The sequence below is a fragment of the Pseudomonas sp. WS 5078 genome, from assembly GCF_012985745.1.
Classification (GTDB): domain Bacteria; phylum Pseudomonadota; class Gammaproteobacteria; order Pseudomonadales; family Pseudomonadaceae; genus Aquipseudomonas; species Aquipseudomonas lundensis_A.
Genome location: NZ_JAAQWX010000003.1, coordinates 230977 through 247393, shown reverse-complemented (window position 1 = coordinate 247393; position 16417 = coordinate 230977). Strand labels below are relative to the sequence as shown.

The following is a 16417-nucleotide window of genomic DNA, read 5'->3' as shown; positions in this document are numbered from 1 at the left end:
ATGCCGCAGATCATTTTTCTGCCACACGCCGAGCATTGCCCGGACGGTATGGTTGTCGAAGCCGAGACCGGTAAGTCGATTCTCGAAGTGGCGCACGAAAACCATATTGAAATCGAAAGCGCCTGTGGCGGTGTCTGCGCTTGTACGACGTGCCACTGCATCATTCGCGAGGGTTTTGATTCGCTGGAAGAGGCTGACGAGCTGGAAGAAGACTACCTTGATCGTGCCTGGGGTCTTGAGGCGCAATCGCGGCTGAGCTGTCAGGCCAAGGTCGGGACTGAAGACCTGACTGTCGAGATACCGAAATACTCGCTCAACCATGCTGCCGAAGCGCCGCATTGATAATGATGCACGCCCTGCCTTGGCATGCCGGCTGTGTCAGGCAAGCCTGATATACAGTCGCCCCACGGTTTGGGGCAGCATCAGTATTTGCTTATAAAGGAAGTCTCATGAGCCTTAAATGGGTTGATGTGCAGGAAATCGCGATTCAGCTGGCTGAAGCTCACCCAGATGTAGACCCGCTCACGGTCAACTTCGTCAAGCTGCGCAATCTGGTTATGGCACTGCCAGAGTTCGATGACATTCCTGATCGCGGAGGGGAAAAGGTCCTCGAAGCCATTCAGGGGTTGTGGATCGAAGAGGCTGACTAAGCCTGCAACGCACGCAATTATGCAATACCCCGGAACCCGCGTATAATTCGCGGGTTTAATTTTTCGCTTCAATCACTGTTTCTGGAGTTACACCATGGCTGTTCAACGTACTTTTTCCATCATCAAGCCTGACGCCGTTGCTAAAAACGTTATCGGTAAGATCGTTACTCGTTTCGAAGACGCTGGCCTGCGCGTTGTTGCTTCGAAAATGAAGCAATTGTCCAAAGCCGAAGCTGAAGGTTTCTACGCTGAGCACAGCGAACGTGGTTTCTTCGGTGATCTGGTTGCTTTCATGACTTCCGGCCCTGTTGTTGTTCAGGTTCTGGAAGGCGAAAACGCTATCGCTCGTAACCGTGAGCTGATGGGCGCTACCAACCCTAAAGAAGCAGCTGCTGGCACTATCCGTGCTGACTTCGCTGAATCCATCGACGCTAACGCTGTTCACGGTTCCGACTCCGAAGCAGCCGCTGCTCGCGAAATCGCTTACTTTTTCGCAGCTACTGAAGTAACCACTCGATAAGCATCGGCTTGTGAGTGAGGGTGAAGACATGATTGCAACGACTGGCAAAACTAACCTGTTGGGTCTGACTCAGCCGGAAATGGAGAAATTCTTCGACTCAATCGGGGAGAAGCGTTTCCGTGCCGGTCAGGTCATGAAGTGGATTCACCACTTTGGCGTCGATGATTTCGACGCCATGACGAACGTCAGCAAGGCCTTGCGCGACAAGCTCAAGGCCATTGCTGAAGTTCGCGGTCCTGAAGTCGTCAGCGAGGACATCTCCACCGACGGTACCCGTAAATGGGTCGTGCGTGTGGCGTCCGGCAGCTGCGTCGAGACCGTTTACATTCCCCAGGGCAAACGTGGCACTTTGTGCGTTTCGTCCCAGGCTGGCTGTGCCCTGGACTGCAGCTTCTGCTCCACCGGCAAGCAAGGTTTCAATAGCAACCTCACTGCCGCCGAAGTAATTGGCCAAGTGTGGATTGCCAACAAATCCTTTGGCAGCGTACCGGCAACCATCGACCGCGCCATCACCAACGTGGTGATGATGGGCATGGGCGAACCGCTGCTGAACTTCGACAACGTCATTTCTGCCATGCATTTGATGATGGACGACCTGGGCTATGGCATCTCCAAGCGCCGGGTAACCCTGTCCACTTCTGGCGTAGTACCGATGATCGATGAGCTGGCCAAGCACATCGACGTGTCGCTGGCGTTGTCGCTGCACGCACCCAATGACGAGCTACGCAGTCAATTGGTGCCAATCAACAAAAAGTACCCGCTTAAAATGCTGCTTGAGTCTTGCCGTCGCTACATGGCGACCCTGGGTGAAAAGCGCGTTCTGACCGTTGAGTACACCTTGCTCAAAGACGTGAACGACCACGTTGATCACGCGCGTGAAATGATCGAGCTGCTCAAAGACACGCCGTGCAAGATCAACTTGATCCCGTTCAACCCGTTCCCGCATTCCGGCTACGAGCGACCAAGCAACAATGCGATTCGCCGCTTCCAGGAACTGCTGCAAAACGCGGGTTACAACGTAACAGTACGCACTACCCGCGGTGAAGACATTGACGCGGCATGCGGGCAACTCGTCGGCCAGGTCAATGACCGGACACGTCGCAGCGAACGTCATATTGCTTCGATTGAAGCCGATCTGGCGCTTAACGCTGCTGCCCGACCTTAAGAGAGGAACGCTATGACCCTGCGCGTGGCGCTTTGTGTGGTGTTGGTCAGCGTGTTGGCTGGCTGCGTTTCATCGGGTGGATCAAACCCGTTGAGCACCGACAAGGGTCGCGATGCAGCGCGTCAGGCGTATGTGCAACTGGGGCTCGGCTATTTGCAGCAAGGTTTGGCCGAGCAGGCAAAGATCCCCCTGGGTAAAGCGCTCGAGCTCGACAAGCATGACCCGGACACCCACGCCGCACTGGCTTTGCTGTATCAGTCCGAAATGGAGCCCGAGCTTGCAGAGAACAGTTACCGTCAATCACTGAGTGCCCGCGCGCACGATGCGCGCACGCTCAATAACTACGGTAGCTTCCTGTTCGAGCAGCAACGCTATCAAGAGGCCTTTGCGCAGTTTCAGAAAGCCTCGACCGATAATCTTTATCCCGAACGCTCCCGTCTTTACGAAAATTTGGGTATAACGGCGCTCAAGCTTGGGCAACCTGATGTGGCTCGCAAGTACCTGGTAAAAGCGCTACGCCTGAATCCAAACCAGCCGCGAGCCTTGCTGGAGATGGCCGAATTGTCGTATCAGGACAGGCAATATGTGCCAGCACGTGAGTATTACGATCGTTTTAGCCTGCTTAGTGGGCAAAATGCACGTAGTCTATTGCTCGGCGCGCGGCTGGCGACTGTCTTCGATGATCGCGCCACACCTGCAACGTTCGGCCAGCAACTAAAACGACTTTATCCCGGCACGCCGGAATATCAGCAATACCTGTCGGAGCAATGATGAAAGCGGCGCAACCCGAAGTTCCAGCAGCGACTCGAGTCAATCCCGGTGAGACCTTGCGTCAGGCCCGTGAGAACAATGGATGGACATTGGCCGAAGTCGCCTTGAAGCTCAATCTCACGGTCAGCTCCCTGAGTAATCTTGAGGCGGGCGCATTCGACAAATTGCCCGGTCATACGTTTGCCCGTGGCTACATCCGGGCTTATGCCAAATTGCTGGGCATGGACCAGGCTGCGCTGGTGCATGAATTTGACGTCTACACAGGGACGGATTCGACCGGCAGCAGCGTTCACAGCCTTGGCCGTATCGAAGAGCCCGTACGTGTTTCGCATACCATCTTGCGTATCGTCAGCCTGATACTGCTGCTGGCTGTAATCGGTGGCGGCTTTCTCTGGTGGCAGGACCAGACATCCATGCGCACAAAGGACCTGATCGGTCTCACGCCTGAACACGTTGAAGTCGAAGGCGCGGACGGTACAACCCAGATCCATCCGCTGGACGAGCCGGAAGATCAAGCCGTCGCTGAAGCGAAAACGGAAGGTGACGCGGCTGTCCCCGTCGAACCTGCAGGCGACCAGACCGGGGCGACAGCTTTAACGCTCCCGGCAGCGCCTGAAGCGGCCGTTGCTGTTGCCCCGGCGCCGGCTATTCCTGCGCCAGTGGCTCAAGCTGCGCCAACGCCGGTTGCTCCAGTAGCGCCTGCCTCTGCGGTCGCTCCCGCCGCGCCAGTGACTGAAACAGCCCCCGCAGTGGCGGGTGCTGGCAAGGTGGGCGTGCAGTACACCGCTGATTGCTGGACTCAGGTCACCGATGCGAATGGCAAAGTGCTATTTGGCGGCCTGAAGCGCAAGGGCGAAAATCTTGAAGTGAGCGGCAAGCCTCCACTAAGCCTGCGTCTGGGTTATGCCCGGGGTGCGCAAGTGACCTACAACGGTCAGGCAGTGGATGTGGCTCCTTTCACCAGTGGCGAGACTGCTCGCCTGAAGCTAGGTCAATAAGTCATGCACGGCGAATCACCAATCAAACGTCGCGAATCGCGCAAAATCTGGGTCGGCTCTGTGCCGGTAGGTGGCGATGCCCCTATCGCGGTTCAAAGCATGACCAACAGTGACACCAATGATGTTGCAGCTACCGTTGCGCAGATCAATCGCCTTGAAGCCGCAGGCGTCGATATCGTGCGCGTTTCTGTACCAGACATGGATGCTGCCGAAGCGTTTGGTCGCATCAAGCAACTGGTCAAGGTGCCATTGGTTGCCGATATTCACTTTGACTACCGCATCGCGTTGCGTGTCGCCGAGCTGGGCGTGGACTGCCTGCGTATCAACCCCGGAAACATCGGTCGCGAAGACCGTGTCCGTGCGGTTGTGGATGCAGCACGTGATCGGGGTATCCCAATTCGTATTGGCGTGAATGCCGGCTCCCTCGAAAAGGATCTGCAAAAGAAATACGGCGAACCGACACCTGCCGCGCTGGTCGAGTCGGCACTGCGTCACGTGGAACACCTTGAGCGCCTGAATTTCCAGGACTTCAAGGTCAGCGTGAAGGCGTCCGATGTGTTCATGGCCGTAGAAGCCTATCGCTTGCTGGCCAAAGAAATCGTACAGCCCTTGCACTTAGGGATCACCGAGGCGGGCGGATTGCGCTCCGGCACAGTGAAATCTGCAGTGGGCCTAGGTATGCTGCTCGCCGAAGGCATCGGCGATACCATCCGTATCTCGCTGGCGGCCGACCCGGTGGAAGAAGTGAAAGTCGGATACGACATTCTCAAATCCCTGCGTTTGCGTTCCCGCGGGATCAACTTCATCGCGTGCCCGAGCTGTTCGCGCCAGAACTTCGACGTGGTAAAAACCATGAACGAGCTGGAAGGGCGCCTTGAAGATTTGTTGGTCCCCTTGGATGTTGCTGTGATCGGCTGTGTGGTAAATGGCCCCGGCGAAGCCAAGGAAGCCCACGTGGGCCTGACCGGCGGTACGCCAAACCTGATTTATATCGACGGTAAGCCGTCGCAGAAGTTAACGAATGAAAATCTGGTGGATGAGCTCGAAAAACTGATCCGCCAGAAAGCGGCCGAAAAGGTCGAAGCCGACGCAGCTGTCATTGCGCGCGGCTAATCAAACGAATTAAGGATTTTTTGTGAGCAAGTCACTGCAAGCCATTCGTGGCATGAACGACATCCTGCCCGAGCAGACGCCCCTATGGCGTTTTTTTGAGGGCAAGGTCGCGCGGCTGTTGGATAACTACGGTTACAAACAAATCCGCATGCCGATCGTTGAGTTCACCGAGCTGTTCAAACGCTCAATCGGTGAAGTGACCGACATTGTCGAAAAAGAGATGTACACCTTCGAAGACCGCAACGGCGATTCGCTGACCTTGCGTCCCGAAGGCACCGCGGCCTGCGTGCGTGCTGTACTAGAGCACGGCATCACGGGCGGTGGTCAGGTTCAAAAACTGTGGTACGTCGGTCCGATGTTTCGCCACGAGCGTCCTCAAAAAGGCCGTTATCGCCAGTTCCATCAGGTGGGTGTCGAGGTGTTCAACCTTGACGGTCCGGACATTGATGCCGAGCTGATCGTGCTGACCTGGCGCCTGTGGGGCGAGCTGGGTATTCGTGACGCAGTCAAACTTGAGCTCAACAGTCTGGGCACCAGCGAAGCCCGTGCCCGTTATCGTGCCGCCCTGGTTGAATACCTGACGTCGCGCCTGAGCGAACTGGACGAAGACAGTCAGCGCCGTCTCAAATCCAATCCGCTGCGTGTTCTGGATACCAAGAATGCGGATACACAGGCAGTTCTGGTTGACGCTCCCAAGCTGGTGGACTACCTCGACGAAGAGTCCCGCGTGCACTTTGAAGGCCTCAAGGCGCGTCTCGATGCGGCAGGCATACCTTACGTCATCAACCCGAAACTGGTTCGCGGGCTTGATTACTACAGCAAAACCGTATTCGAGTGGGTCACTGACAAACTCGGCGCTCAGGGCACCGTCTGTGCTGGTGGCCGCTATGACGGCCTGGTTGAGCAAATGGGTGGCAAACCCACCTCGGGTGTTGGTTTCGCCATGGGTATCGAGCGCCTGATCCTGATGCTGGAAACCCTTGAGCAAATCCCTGAAGAAATCTCGCGTCAGGTCGATGTGTACCTGTGCGCCTTCGGTGAAGCTGCTGAATTGGCCGCACTGGCCTTGAGCGAACGTGTTCGCGATCAGTTGCCGAACCTGCGCCTGCAAGTCAATGCCGGCGCGGGCAGCTTTAAAAGCCAGTTCAAGAAGGCCGACAAGAGCGGCGCGTTGTATGCGCTGATCCTGGGCGACGACGAATTGGCCCGGCAAGTGGTAGGTGTCAAACCCCTGCGTGGCCAGGGCGAACAACAAACTATTGCCTGGGATGCTCTTTCAGAGCACTTGGCCACCTGCGTCGTGCAGGGTTGAAGCTGTAAAAACAGCCGATTTATCGAATAAGGAGTGTTGGGGTGTCGAGTAACGATGATGATCAGCTGGGCGAGTTGAAAGACTGGTGGCAGCGCAACGGCAAACCCCTGGTCACTGGCGGCTTGCTGGCGCTGGTGGTGGTGTTCGGCTGGCAGGCTTGGCACAAATATCAGAGCAATCAGTCGCAGGGTGCGTCGATTCTCTACCAACAACTGCTTGAAACCACATTGACGCCCAATGGTCAGCCTGACGCTGCGCAAGTTGCGGATCTGGCCAACAAGCTGAAGAGCCAGTACGGCGGCAGCGCATACGCGCAATTTGGCGGTCTGTTTGTGGCCAAGGTCGCGGTTGACAGCGGCAAGCTGGATGACGCGGCCAATGAGCTGAAAATTATCGTCGACAAGCCTGCCAATGCTACGTTGGGCGAAGTGGCGCGTCAGCGTCTGGCCCAGGTTCTGGCTGCACAGAACAAGGTGGATGAAGCCTTGAAGCTGCTGGAAGGTGATTCGGACAAAGCATTCCTGGCCAGCCGTGAAGAGCTCAAGGGCGACCTGCTGGTTCAGCAGGGCCGTACTGATGACGCACGTGCAGCCTACGAAAAAGCCAAGGCGGCGCTCTCGGATGAGGCGGCAGTCGGCGGCTTACAAATCAAGCTCGACGACCTGGCCAAAGGGGATGCGTAACGTGATTCGTTGGAAACATGCAGCATTGCTGGCTCTGGCCATTTTGGCCGCGGGTTGCAGCAGCAACAGCAAAAAAGAACTGCCACCGGCCGCGCTGACCGACTTCAAAGAAGAAGTCGTTTTGCAAAAGCAGTGGAGCCGTTCGATTGGCGATGGCCAGGGCAAAACCTACAACATGCTGGTGCCAGCCGTTGAAGGTAATACCCTGTACGCCGCCGATGTAACGGGTGTCGTGATGGCGCTGGACCGTATGAACGGCGACGTCAAATGGAAAAAGGACCTGGAACTACCTGTGTCCGGTGCTGTTGGCGCCGGTTATGGTCTGGTCCTGCTGGGTACCCTGCAAGGTGAAGTGGTTGCGCTTGACGCCAGTTCTGGCGAAGAAAAATGGCGCTCCCGTGTTACCAGCGAAGTCCTGGCTCCGCCTGCAACCAACGGCGACGTGGTTGTGGTTCAAACCCAGGACGATCGCCTGATCGGCCTCGATGCCTCGACCGGCGACCAGCGCTGGACCTACGATAGCACGCCGGGTGTTCTGACCCTGCGTGGAACGGGTGCCCCCGTGGTGACCAATCACTTGGCGGTGGCAGGTCTTTCCACCGGTAAAGTGGTGGCGCTGGACACTCGTAATGGCGTGCCGGTATGGGAACAGCGTGTTGCCATCCCGCAAGGCCGTTCCGAGCTGGAGCGCATAGTTGACATCGACGGTGGTCTGCTACTGTCCGGTGGCACGCTGTATGTCGCCAGCTATCAGGGCCGCATGGCTGCACTGGAACTTGAAAGCGGCCGTGTGCTGTGGCAGCGCGATGCATCCAGTTATGCCGGTGTCGCACAAGGTTTTGGCAGCGTCTATGTCAGCCTGGCGTCCGGCACTGTTGAAGGCGTCGACGAGCGTTCGACCACCGCTTTGTGGAGCAACGAATTTCTGGCCCGCCGTCAGCTGTCGGCACCGGAAGTGTTCTCCAGCTATGTAGCGGTCGGCGACATGGAAGGCTATCTGCACCTGCTGAGCCAGGTCGACGGGCGTTTCGTAGGCCGTACCCGCATTGACAGCGATGGCCTGCGGGCACGTCCGCTGGTGGTCGGTGACATGATTTACGTGTTTGGTAACAGCGGCAAACTGGAAGCCCTGACCATTCGCTAAGGCGTCTATGCTTGAGGCTCTAGGGCCTCAGGCAGCCTTGCTCTGGCAAGGTTTGCGGCACATTTTGTGCTGTTCCGAACTCTGGCCGCTGCCCTGCAGCGGCTTTTGTATTTTTTGAAATAACGAAGTGGAGAGCCGCATGGTTCCCGTAATCGCCCTGGTGGGCCGACCAAACGTCGGCAAGTCCACCTTGTTCAACCGCCTGACCAGGACTCGCGACGCCATCGTCGGCGACTTGTCCGGTCTGACCCGTGATCGCCAATACGGTGAGGCCAAGTGGCAAGGGCGTTCCTACATTCTGGTCGACACCGGTGGTATCTCCGGTGACGAGCACGGTATGGACGAAAAGATGGCCGAGCAGTCACTGCTGGCCATTGAAGAAGCAGATGTGGTGCTGTTCCTGGTAGATGCCAAGGCGGGTTTCACTGCCGCTGACCAGATGATCGGCGAACACTTGCGCAAACGAAACAAGCGTTCCTACGTGGTGGCTAACAAGGTCGATAACATCGACCCGGACATGGCACGCGCAGAATTCGCACCGTTGGGCATGGGCGACGCAATCCCTATCGCCGGTGCACACGGCCGCGGTATCTCGCAGTTGCTCGAAGTGGCGTTGTCCTCCTTCCCGCGTGACGAGGATGATGCCGAAGAAGGCGAACCTGAAATCGTTCTCGAAGGCGAGGAAGCCAAGCGCATTCCGGGTCCGGGCGAAAAAGACGGTATCAAGATCGCGATCATCGGTCGTCCGAACGTCGGCAAATCGACACTGGTCAACCGCATGCTCGGTGAAGACCGTGTAATCGTGTACGACCAGCCAGGCACTACCCGAGACAGTATTTACATCCCGTTTGAGCGTAACGACGAAAAGTACACGCTGATCGACACGGCTGGTGTTCGCAAACGCGGCAAGATCCACGAAGAAGTTGAAAAATTCTCCGTGGTCAAAACGCTGCAAGCGATTAAAGACGCCAACGTGGTGATCTTTGTCATGGACGCGCGCGAAGGCGTAGTGGATCACGACCTGAACCTGTTGGGTTTTGCGCTGGAGGCCGGTCGCGCTCTGGTCATCGCAATCAACAAATGGGACGGCATGACCCCAAGCGAACGCGACTACGTCAAGACCGAGCTGCAGCGCCGCCTGTTCTTCGTTGACTTTGCCGACATCCACTTCATCTCGGCGCTGCACGGCACGGGCGTGGGTAACCTGTACCAGTCGGTGCAGAACTCCTTCAAGTCTGCGGTGACACGCTGGCCGACCAACCGCCTGACTCAGATCCTTGAAGATGCGGTAGGCGAGCACGCGCCGCCGATGGTCAACAACCGCCGTATCAAGCTGCGTTATGCCCACTTGGGTGGCGCTAACCCGCCGATTATCGTGATTCACGGTAACCAAGTTGAGAAGGTGCCGAAGTCTTACGTCCGTTACCTTGAAAACACCTACCGCCGTGTCTTGAAACTGGTCGGTACGCCGATCCGCATCGAGTTCAAAGGTGGCGAGAACCCGTACGAGGCGAACAAAAACTCGTTGACCGACCGTCAGGTCAACAAGAAGCGCCGCATGATGTCGCACCACAAGAAAGCCGAGAAAAAACGCAAAGACAAGCGCTGATAGCGCAACGTCGACGCGTAATGAGAAAGGGTCCCAACGGGCCCTTTTTCGTGCCGGGTGTTTGGGCTATCCTCGGTGAGTCCTGTGCCGCAGTCAGTGCCGGGAACTCAACAGGGAACGGCCATGATAACCAGCAAGTTGCCGAACGTCGGCACCACTATCTTCACGCGCATGTCGCAGCTCGCGACGGAAACCGGCGCACTCAACTTGTCTCAGGGCTTCCCTGACTTTGATGGCCCGCAAGCGTTGCGTGATGCCGTCGGTCAACACATTGCCAGTGGCCACAATCAATATTCCCCGATGACCGGTTTACCCGCGCTGCGTCAGCAAGTGGCTGCCAAAATAAGCCGCAGCTATGGCGTTAAAGTGGATGCGGACGCTGAAGTCACCATCACGCCGGGTGCGACCCAAGCCATTTTCTGTGCCATTCAGGCCGTGATCCATGCGGGTGACGAAGTCATCGTGTTCGACCCGTGTTATGACAGTTACGAGCCTTCAGTCGAACTGGCCGGTGGCCGTTGCGTTCATGTGCCGCTGGCACTGGATGATTTCTCCATCGATTGGCAAAGACTCAGTGAGGCCCTTAGCCCACGCACGCGGATGATTATTCTCAACAGTCCTCACAACCCGAGTGGCGCGCTAATCAGCCGTCGGGAACTGGACCAGTTGGCGAAACTTATCGAAAACCGTGACATCTACCTCATCAGCGATGAGGTGTATGAACATTTGGTGTTCGACGGGGTGCCCCACGTCAGTGTTTTGTCACATCCCGAGTTGTACCATCGCGCATTCGTTGTCAGTTCTTTCGGCAAGACATACCACGTCACGGGCTGGAAAACCGGCTATGTGGTTGCGCCGCCCGCCTTGACGGCAGAGCTGCGTAAAGTGCACCAATACGTCAGTTTTTGCGGGGTGACGCCGCTGCAATATGCGCTGGCCGATTTTATGGCAGCCTGCCCGCAGCATGTCGAAGAACTGCCCGCTTTTTACCAGGCCAAGCGTGACCTGTTTTGTGATTTGTTAAACCCATCGCGCTTTACCTTCAAGCCGGTGGCAGGGACTTACTTTCAATTGGTTGATTACTCCCTTATTCGTCCGGACCTTAATGATGTCGACATGGCCGTGTGGCTGACCCGCGAGCATGGCGTGGCGACAATCCCGGTTTCGGTGTTCTACCAGACCCCGCCCGAAGGGCAGCGGCTGGTTCGCCTATGTTTTGCGAAACGCGAGGAGACGCTGCGTGAAGCAGCAGAAAAACTATGCGTGATCTAAGTGGTTTACCCGATTTAACTGTGGCGCTGGTCCAGACCACACTGGCCTGGCATGACCGTCAGGCCAATTTCGATCATTTCGATGAGCTGTTGCAGCAGGCCGCGGGCGCGGACCTGGTAGTGCTGCCTGAAATGTTCACCACCGGTTTCAGCATGGACTCCAAAGCCCTGGCTGAAGCAGAAAATGGCCCAACTACCCAGTGGTTGCGCGATCAGGCCAAAAAACTCAATGCCGTCGTGACTGGCAGCGTCATTATTGAAGCGGCTGATGGCAGCCATCGCAATCGACTGCTGTGGGCCCGTCCGGATGGTGTCGTGCTGCACTACGACAAGCGTCACCTGTTCCGTATGGTGGGCGAGCACGAACACTTTACCCCCGGTGAGCGTCAGGTTCAGTTTGAAGTGAAGGGCTGGCGAATCAGGCCGTTGATTTGTTACGACCTGCGTTTCCCGGTCTGGAGTTGCGATCCCCATGACACCGATCTGTTGCTTTACACCGCCAACTGGCCGGGAGCGCGGCGTCTTCACTGGAATCGCCTGCTGCCTGCACGCGCCATTGAAAACCTCTGTTACGTCGCTGCAGTGAATCGGGTCGGGGCGGATGGGAAAGGGCTGGTGTACACGGGTGACAGCCATATTCTCGATTTTCAGGGCGAGTCGCTGCTCAGTGCGGGTGAGGCAGATGGTGTGTTTCAAGTCAGCTTGAATGCCGGTGAACTCGCTGCTTACCGTGAGCGTTTTCCGGCTGACCTCGATGCGGATGAGTTCGAGCTGAAAGTCTGAGGGCAACCCCCGGCCTGCCTGCGCAACCGGGCGGCGAGGGTGTTGAGTGTGTGGCGTGCAAAAAAGCCCCCATGGCGTTCACCATGGGGGCTTTTGTGTAGCTGGCGTGCGTTACGCGGCTTTTGCCTCGGCTTCGCTCAGTGCGCGGTTCAGTGCGCTGAACAGGGCTTTGAAGCTGGCTGTGGTGATGTTTTCATCGATGCCCACGCCATGCACGGCACGCTCGCCGTTGACACGCAGTTCAATGTAGGCCGCCGCTTTGGCATTGGTGCCCGCCCCGATTGCATGCTCGTTGTAATCCATGATCTCGGCCTTGACCGGTAAGCCCGCTACCAGCGCCTCCAGAGCGCCATTGCCTTTGCCGCTCCAACGCAGGTTGGTTTCGCCCGCGCCCTTGGCGGACACCTCGACGTCGACGGCGCTGTGGCCATTCTCTTCTTGCAACCGATGGCTCACCAACGCGTAAGGCGTGTTGGCTTGCAGGTATTCGCTGTGCAACAGGCTGTGAATCTGCTGCGCGGTCATCTCCAGGCCCAGACGGTCGGTTTCGCGTTGCACGACCTGACTGAACTCGATTTGCATGCGGCGCGGCAAGCTGATGCCGTATTCCTGCTCGAGCAGGTAAGCAATACCGCCTTTGCCGGATTGGCTGTTCACACGAATCACTGCTTCGTAGCTGCGACCGATGTCAGCCGGGTCGATAGGCAAGTAGGGGACTTCCCACAATGCGTCCGGTTTCTGCTGCGCGAAGCCTTTGCGGATAGCGTCTTGGTGCGAGCCGGAGAAGGCCGTATGCACAAGATCGCCCACATACGGGTGACGCGGGTGGACCGGAATCTGGTTGCACTCTTCGACGACTTTGCGCACGCCATCGATGTCCGAGAAGTCCAGTTGCGGGTCCAGGCCCTGTGTGTACATGTTCAATGCCACCGTCACCAAGTCGACGTTGCCGGTGCGCTCGCCGTTACCAAAGAGGCAACCTTCGACACGGTCAGCGCCCGCCAACAGGCCCAGTTCGGTGGCCGCTACGCCGGTGCCCCGGTCGTTGTGGGTGTGCAGGCTGATGATGACGCTGTCGCGACGATTGATATGGCGACCGAACCATTCGATCTGGTCGGCATAAATATTCGGCGTGGCGCATTCAACCGTTGCAGGCAGGTTGAGAATCATCTTGTGCTCCGGGGTCGGGTTCCAGACCTCGATCACGGCGTCACATACTTCTTTGGCAAACTCCAGCTCAGTGGCGCTGAACGTTTCGGGCGAGTATTCAAAGGTCCACTGGGTTTCGGGCTGTTGCGCGGCGTATTTGACGAACAGCTTGGCTGCGCTGACGGCGATCTCCTTGATGCCGTCCTTGTCCTGATTGAACACGATTCGGCGGAAGGCCGGGCAGGTCGCGTTGTACAAGTGAACGATGGCCTTTTTTGCTCCGCGCAATGATTCAAACGTGCGCGCGATCAAGTCTTCACGGCCCTGGGTCAAGACCTGAATGGTCGTGTCATCCGGTATATGGCCGTCTTCAATCAAGGTGCGCACAAAGTCGAAATCGGTTTGTGAAGCGGCCGGGAACGACGCTTCAATCTCTTTCACGCCCACACTCACCAGCGTCTTCCAGAAGCGCAGCTTCTTGGTGGCATCCATCGGTTCGATCAGCGACTGGTTGCCGTCGCGCAGATCGGAACTGCACCAGATAGGTGCTTGAGTGATGGTTTTCGACGGCCAGGTCCGGTCAGGCAAATCAATGACAGGGAACGGCCGGTACTTCGAAGACGGGTTTTTGAGCATGGTCATCAGGCAATCCTTATTGTACGAGCCGAAAAAAGGCGGCTAACCGGAGATACAAAGCAGAGGGGCGAGGCACCGCAATCAGCTTTGCAGTCGTGCGCTGACGAGGCAAAGGCTGCGATGTTGACGTTGCAGAATGAGGGTGTGAGAGGTTTTCATGGCCTCAACCCTAACCATTGGCAGGGAGGATGGCAAGCGGCCAAAAAACTTTGAGAGAAATGCTCTTAAATGACATTTTTTCGAAGGTAAATAGCGCAATCTAATTTATTTGTTGCTGTGGATTGCGCTACATAAAGAGTCGTCGACGTTTTGTGCTGTGTGGCTGTGTGCAAATGTTACGGCTGGAAAGCGCCAATGAAAATCGCCGGATCGACGCGCGCATCATTCAGGCTGACGTTCCAGTGCATGTGCGGTCCAGTGGCGCGGCCGGTTGATCCAACCCTGCCCACGACATCACCCCGTGCCAGTTGCTGCCCGACCTGGGTGTCAACCTTCGACATGTGACAAAACATGCTGATGAAGCCCTGGCCGTGATCGACAAACACCGTATTGCCATTGAAGAAATAATTGCCGATCAAAATCACCTTGCCTGCGGCGGGCGTTTTGATCGGCGTACCTGCAGGCACGGCAAAATCCAGACCCGCGTGTGGGTTACGTTCTTCGCCATTAAAGAAACGTCGCACCCCGAACTTGCTCGACAGGGGGCCAGTAACCGGTTTATCCAGCAGCAGGTTGCTCGGCGTATTAGGGCTGAACGTGCGGTAGGCCTTGATCTGAATGGCCAGCTCGTTGTCGATGCGTTTGATGTCAGCGGGGTTCGGGTTGACCTGACGCTGATTTTTCAGCGTGATCCGTTGCTCGGGGTATTTTTTGTGGCCAACAGTGAAATTCAGGTCTTGGCCTCCCGTGCTGATGGACTGAGTACCGGGTTTGACGGTTAACGGGATACCAACGATGGCACGCCAGGTGTCCTGTTCCTTGACCACCAGCACCGGTTTGCCCTGATAGGTGGCTTTGGGCGCCTGTACGCCGTTGCCCAGTTCAATTACGGCCACGCCCCCTGGCACCGGTTTATTGAGTAGGCGGGTGATGTAACTGTCAGCCGCGTGCGCGTTGACAGTCAGGCATAGCAACAAAAAGGCAGAAGCGAAACGCAGCATCGATTAATCCAGTAGTGAAAGGGTGACAGGCGTGATGTGATTATCCTCGACGCGCACGTGGAGTTCGCCTTCACCGAGCTTGGCTTTCAGGCGTTGGCCATTGTGGGTTTGTTCGGCACTGCGGATGGCGTTGCCTCGCTCGTCAAGCAGAATGCTGTAACCGCGGCCCAAAGTAGCCAGCGGGCTGACCACATTCAGCGTCTGCATCTGACTGTGCAACTGCAGGCGACGGGCTTTCAAGCCTTCACGCATGGCCCGCGGCAAGCGTTCGGCCAAGCTGTCGAGGCGTTGACGCAAGAGGGCCAACTGACGGCCGGGATGCTGGCCTGCCAGACGAGTTTCCAGACGAATCAAGCGTTCGCGACGCGTATTGAGGCTGCGTTCAAAGGCCCGTCGCATGCGCATATCCAGGTCATCCAGACGTTGCGCTTGCTGGCGCAGACGTTCCCCCGGGTGACGCAAGCGGCGCGCGAGCCCGTCAAGGCGCAGGCGTTCGCGCATCAAGCGATCACGCATACGCATCATCAGACGCCTGTGCAGGCTTTCAATACGGTGCTGCAAGTCGCTGGAATCCGGGGCCAGCAATTCGGCGGCGGCAGACGGTGTAGGCGCGCGCACATCGGCCACGAAGTCACTGATCGAGACATCGGTCTCGTGACCGACAGCGCTCACAATCGGGGTTACACAGGCATCGATGGCGCGGGCCACGGCCTCTTCGTTGAAACACCACAAGTCTTCCAGGGAGCCGCCGCCACGGGCCAGGATCAGCGCATCAAAGCCGCGCGCGTCGGCCATTTTCAACGCGCGCACGATCTGCGCAGTGGCTTCGCGTCCTTGGACGGCGGTAGGAATCAGGGTCAGCTCGACGTGAGGTGCGCGCCGGCGAAATACGCTGATGATGTCGCGAATCACCGCGCCGGTGGGCGAACTGACAATCCCGATACGCTGCGGGTGGGCGGGCAGGGCAACCTTGCGTTCAGCGCTGAACAGGCCTTCGGCGCTGAGCTTTTCTTTCAGTGCCTCAAAGGCCAACCGCAGCGCGCCGTCACCCGCGGGTTCAACGGTATCGAGGATCAGTTGGTAATCGCCCCGGCCTTCGAATAACGACACCTTGCCGCGCACCTTGACCGCCAGGCCGTCTTTTAATGCTTGGCGCACGCGGGCAGCATTGTTGCGAAACAGCGCGCAGCGCACCTGAGCGCCGCTGTCTTTGAGTGTGAAATACACGTGGCCGGACGCCGGGCGGGCGAGGTTGGAGATTTCGCCTTCGACCCAGATGTTGCTGAACACGTCTTCGAGCAACACCCGGGCTCGGCCGTTGAGCTGGCTGACGGTCAGGACTTCGCGGTCGAGATTGAGTCTTGCAAAGGGGTCTTTAATCATGTCGGCCATCATAAGGGCGGATTGTTATGACTGCACGTATCTGGTTACAGTCCGCGCACTAAAAACAAGG

16 protein-coding genes are annotated in these 16417 nt (G+C 57.3%); 13 read left to right on the top strand and 3 right to left on the bottom strand.

The genetic code is table 11. The features are described from left to right. The 13 genes from fdx (at position 1) to HBN68_RS06430 (ending at position 12019) form a co-directional block, all read left to right on the top strand. Positions 1-342, top strand: a complete 342-nt coding sequence (fdx, locus tag HBN68_RS06490) for an ISC system 2Fe-2S type ferredoxin (RefSeq protein ID WP_094993093.1) — start codon at positions 1-3, stop codon at positions 340-342. A 107-nt stretch (positions 343-449) separates the two neighbouring features. Next, entirely contained in the window at positions 450-650 is a 201-nt protein-coding gene (gene iscX, locus HBN68_RS06485) for a Fe-S cluster assembly protein IscX (RefSeq protein ID WP_003443363.1), read from the top strand. A gap of 94 nt (positions 651-744) precedes the next feature. Then, a complete protein-coding gene (ndk, locus tag HBN68_RS06480; protein WP_047273854.1) occupies positions 745-1170 on the top strand; it encodes a nucleoside-diphosphate kinase in 426 nt (141 codons plus the stop codon). Between the two features lie 28 nt (positions 1171-1198). Next, on the top strand, positions 1199-2335 hold the full coding sequence (gene rlmN / locus HBN68_RS06475) for a 23S rRNA (adenine(2503)-C(2))-methyltransferase RlmN (RefSeq protein WP_094993094.1): 1137 nt from the start codon (positions 1199-1201) through the stop codon (positions 2333-2335). Between the two features lie 12 nt (positions 2336-2347). After that, positions 2348-3106 carry a type IV pilus biogenesis/stability protein PilW gene (gene pilW, locus HBN68_RS06470; protein WP_169963143.1) on the top strand — a complete coding sequence of 253 codons (759 nt, stop codon included), beginning with the start codon at positions 2348-2350 and terminating at the stop codon, positions 3104-3106. After that, entirely contained in the window at positions 3106-4104 is a 999-nt protein-coding gene (locus HBN68_RS06465) for a RodZ family helix-turn-helix domain-containing protein (protein WP_169963145.1), read from the top strand. Before pilW ends, HBN68_RS06465 begins: the two co-directional genes overlap by 1 nt. A gap of 3 nt (positions 4105-4107) precedes the next feature. Beyond that, the gene (ispG, locus tag HBN68_RS06460) at positions 4108-5217 is read left to right on the top strand and encodes a flavodoxin-dependent (E)-4-hydroxy-3-methylbut-2-enyl-diphosphate synthase (protein ID WP_169963147.1); all 1110 of its coding nucleotides are present in this window, start codon (positions 4108-4110) and stop codon (positions 5215-5217) included. A gap of 22 nt (positions 5218-5239) precedes the next feature. Continuing rightward, positions 5240-6529: a histidine--tRNA ligase gene (hisS, locus tag HBN68_RS06455; protein WP_047273862.1), complete on the top strand. Its 1290-nt coding sequence runs from the start codon at positions 5240-5242 to the stop codon at positions 6527-6529. Between the two features lie 41 nt (positions 6530-6570). Beyond that, positions 6571-7212 (top strand): tetratricopeptide repeat protein, encoded by a 642-nt coding sequence (locus tag HBN68_RS06450; RefSeq protein ID WP_094993098.1) that lies wholly within the window; start codon positions 6571-6573, stop codon positions 7210-7212. Then, entirely contained in the window at positions 7205-8356 is a 1152-nt protein-coding gene (gene bamB, locus HBN68_RS06445; protein ID WP_222931617.1) for an outer membrane protein assembly factor BamB, read from the top strand. Before HBN68_RS06450 ends, bamB begins: the two co-directional genes overlap by 8 nt. Positions 8357-8495: 139 nt before the next feature. Beyond that, positions 8496-9965, top strand: a complete 1470-nt coding sequence (gene der / locus HBN68_RS06440) for a ribosome biogenesis GTPase Der (protein WP_047273868.1) — start codon at positions 8496-8498, stop codon at positions 9963-9965. A gap of 123 nt (positions 9966-10088) precedes the next feature. Next, complete coding sequence (locus HBN68_RS06435; protein ID WP_094993100.1) at positions 10089-11237, top strand: pyridoxal phosphate-dependent aminotransferase; 1149 nt, start codon at positions 10089-10091, stop codon at positions 11235-11237. Continuing rightward, the gene (locus tag HBN68_RS06430; protein ID WP_094993111.1) at positions 11225-12019 is read left to right on the top strand and encodes an amidohydrolase; all 795 of its coding nucleotides are present in this window, start codon (positions 11225-11227) and stop codon (positions 12017-12019) included. The genes HBN68_RS06435 and HBN68_RS06430 overlap by 13 nt, the downstream gene beginning before the upstream one ends. Positions 12020-12130: 111 nt before the next feature. Here HBN68_RS06430 and leuA read toward each other — a convergent pair whose 3' ends face one another. The 3 genes from leuA to xseA all read right to left on the bottom strand — a co-directional run bounded on the left by leuA (position 12131) and on the right by xseA (position 16347). After that, a complete protein-coding gene (leuA, locus tag HBN68_RS06425) occupies positions 12131-13810 on the bottom strand; it encodes a 2-isopropylmalate synthase (protein ID WP_094993101.1) in 1680 nt (559 codons plus the stop codon). A gap of 329 nt (positions 13811-14139) precedes the next feature. After that, a complete protein-coding gene (locus HBN68_RS06420) occupies positions 14140-14964 on the bottom strand; it encodes a M23 family metallopeptidase (RefSeq protein ID WP_169963151.1) in 825 nt (274 codons plus the stop codon). Positions 14965-14967: 3 nt separating this feature from the next. Then, on the bottom strand, positions 14968-16347 hold the full coding sequence (xseA, locus tag HBN68_RS06415; RefSeq protein ID WP_169963153.1) for an exodeoxyribonuclease VII large subunit: 1380 nt from the start codon (positions 16345-16347) through the stop codon (positions 14968-14970). Positions 16348-16417: the final 70 nt, after the last annotated feature.